Here is a 2,233-nt window from a genome sequence, read left to right on the forward strand (position 1 = left end):
CGAGGTGGTATCGGAAGGGGTGCGGCCGTGGGCGCTGTCATCATGCTGGGCACGTTGTTCGGGCTGGTCATTCTGATATTCGGCCTGGTGCTGCGCTTTGACCCGCAGGCGCGCCGGACCGCGGGGACCGACCAGTGAGTTCCCAGATGACCCCCGTGATGCAGGCGGCCAGCGACTTCGCGCTGATCGGGGGCATCGGGTTCACGGCCCTCGGCGTGTACCTCAGTGTCCGCCGGCGCCGGCTACACCCACTTCTGCTGCTGTGCATCTCGGCGATGTCCTTCTCGTGGATCGAGGCCCCCTACGACTGGGCGATGTACGCGCAGTTTCCGCCGGCCATCCCCCGCATGCCCTCGTGGTGGCCGCTCAACGTCACGTGGGGCGGGCTGCCCCTGTTCGTTCCCGTCGGCTACATCTCCTACTTCGTGCTGCCGGCCGTGACCGGCACGGCCCTCGGACGATGGCTGAGCGCGCGGTTCGGCTGGCGCAGGCCCCCAACGTTGTTGGTGGTCGGTCTCATCGTCGGCTTCTGCTGGGCGCTCTTTTTCAACGGGTTCCTGGGCGCCAAGCTCGGGGTGTTCTATTACGGCCGGGTGATTCCGGGGCTGGCGATCCGCGAGGGAACCGTGCATCAATACCCGCTCTACGACTCCCTCGCGATGGCCATCCAGATGATGGTCTTCACCTACCTGTTGGGCCGCACCGACGCGCAGGGACGAAACGTCATCGAGATGTGGGCCGAGAACAGGTCGAAGAGCCGCCTCGGCGCGTCGCTGCTGTCCGTCGCCGCGGTGATCGTCGTCGGAAACGTCCTCTATGGCGCGGTTTTCGCGCCCCACCTGGCGACGAAGCTCGGCGGCTGGGTCACCGCGGGGCCGACGGAACAACTTTTCCCGGGCGTGCCGAACCAACCGCGGTAACGGCCACGCCCAACGTGGAGTTGTTGGGCGAAAATGGGCAAAGTCGGCTCAACAACTCGACGTTCGGCGCGTGTGCGTCCAACCTCACCCGAGAGCCTCGGGCAGCACGACCTCGCCCACGCGCTTGAGATACGGCCACGCGACATCGGGCGGCAGGCCGCCGCACAGCGGGGACAGGTTGAGCACCTGGCCGGCGCGGACCCGCGAAATGGCTTCCGGCACAGAGATAATGATGTGGGAAGTCGGCGCGGCGCGCAGCTCGTCGACGGTGTTCACGTGCGAGAAGCCGGCCGTCGTCTCGTCCCCGGGGTTCCACGCGGCGTAGGTCCGCACGTCGTGCAGCAGGTGCTCGCCGATCTCCTTCCACGCCTGATCCACGTCGTCGGCGACGAACACGACCGAGGGCGTGTCGCGGCTGGGAAACATCGTGGGCCCGGGCTGATGGCCGTGCTCGCGGCAGGCTTCCTCGTAGGCCTGCTGCATGCCCGGCGCGTTGGCGTTGCCCAGCATGCCCAGGCCATACCGGCCGGCGCGACGAGCCGCGGCGACCGTTCCGCCACCCCACATCAGCGCCGGCCCGCCCGGCGTCAGCGGGCGGGGCGTCACGGTGATCCGCCGCCCGTCCTGGACGACGGTCTCGCCGGCAAGCAGTCGCCGCAACAGTCCCAATTTCTCGTCGCAGAGGCGGCCACGGGTTTTCATCGGCACGCCGAAGTGCTCGAATTCCTCCGGCCGGTAGCCCAGGGCCAGGATGTACGAAGCCCGCCCGCGGCTCAGGATGTCCAGCACCGCCATGTCCTCGGCGAGACGCACGGTTTCGTAGAACGGCAGGATCAGAATCAGGCTCAGCGCCAGCCGCTGGGTCCGCGCGGCCACTGCTGAAGCCAGCAATAGCGGCGAGGGCAGATAGCCGTCCTCCGACCCGTGGTGCTCACACAGGACGGCGGCCAAACCGCCGTGTTCTTCGGCCCAGGCGCACATTTCGGGCACGGCTGCGTACAGATCGGTTGGGGGGGCGGCCCATTCGGGATCGCGCATGTCGAAGCGAAGTGTGTACACGGCAGACTCCTAGCCAGGCTATTCGTTCGACGTACGTTACACGTTTAGTCGAAGGCGTAAAGAGGCAGAGTCGTTGGGATGTCCAGAGAACTCAGCAGGCCCGCGGGCGCGTCGACGACGTACGGGATCGCGTTCACCACCCGCATGGCCGTCGACGCCATCGCGGCGCGCCCCGCACCGTGGCCCTCGGCCGCGCCGAGCGTCATGACGCAATGGATGTCGGGGTCGCCCTCGATGTCCACCCGATAGGTCGC

General features: G+C 67.6%; 2 protein-coding genes and 1 pseudogene. 1 reads left to right on the forward strand and 2 read right to left on the reverse strand.

Annotated elements, in window-relative coordinates:
* The first annotated feature begins 134 nt into the window (after window positions 1-134).
* The gene (locus A5702_RS05745; RefSeq protein WP_068218976.1) at window positions 135-920 is read left to right on the forward strand and encodes a spirocyclase AveC family protein; all 786 of its coding nucleotides are present in this window, start codon (window positions 135-137) and stop codon (window positions 918-920) included.
* An 84-nt stretch (window positions 921-1,004) separates the two neighbouring features.
* Here A5702_RS05745 and A5702_RS05750 read toward each other — a convergent pair whose 3' ends face one another.
* Together A5702_RS05750 and A5702_RS05755 are read right to left on the reverse strand one after the other, a co-directional pair.
* Entirely contained in the window at window positions 1,005-1,979 is a 975-nt protein-coding gene (locus tag A5702_RS05750; RefSeq protein WP_067818103.1) for an LLM class flavin-dependent oxidoreductase, read from the reverse strand.
* A 44-nt stretch (window positions 1,980-2,023) separates the two neighbouring features.
* Window positions 2,024-2,233 (reverse strand): annotated as a pseudogene (locus A5702_RS05755) (dihydrodipicolinate reductase); the annotation flags it as partial.

It is taken from the genome of Mycobacterium sp. E3339, assembly GCF_001666915.1.
Lineage (GTDB): Bacteria > Actinomycetota > Actinomycetes > Mycobacteriales > Mycobacteriaceae > Mycobacterium.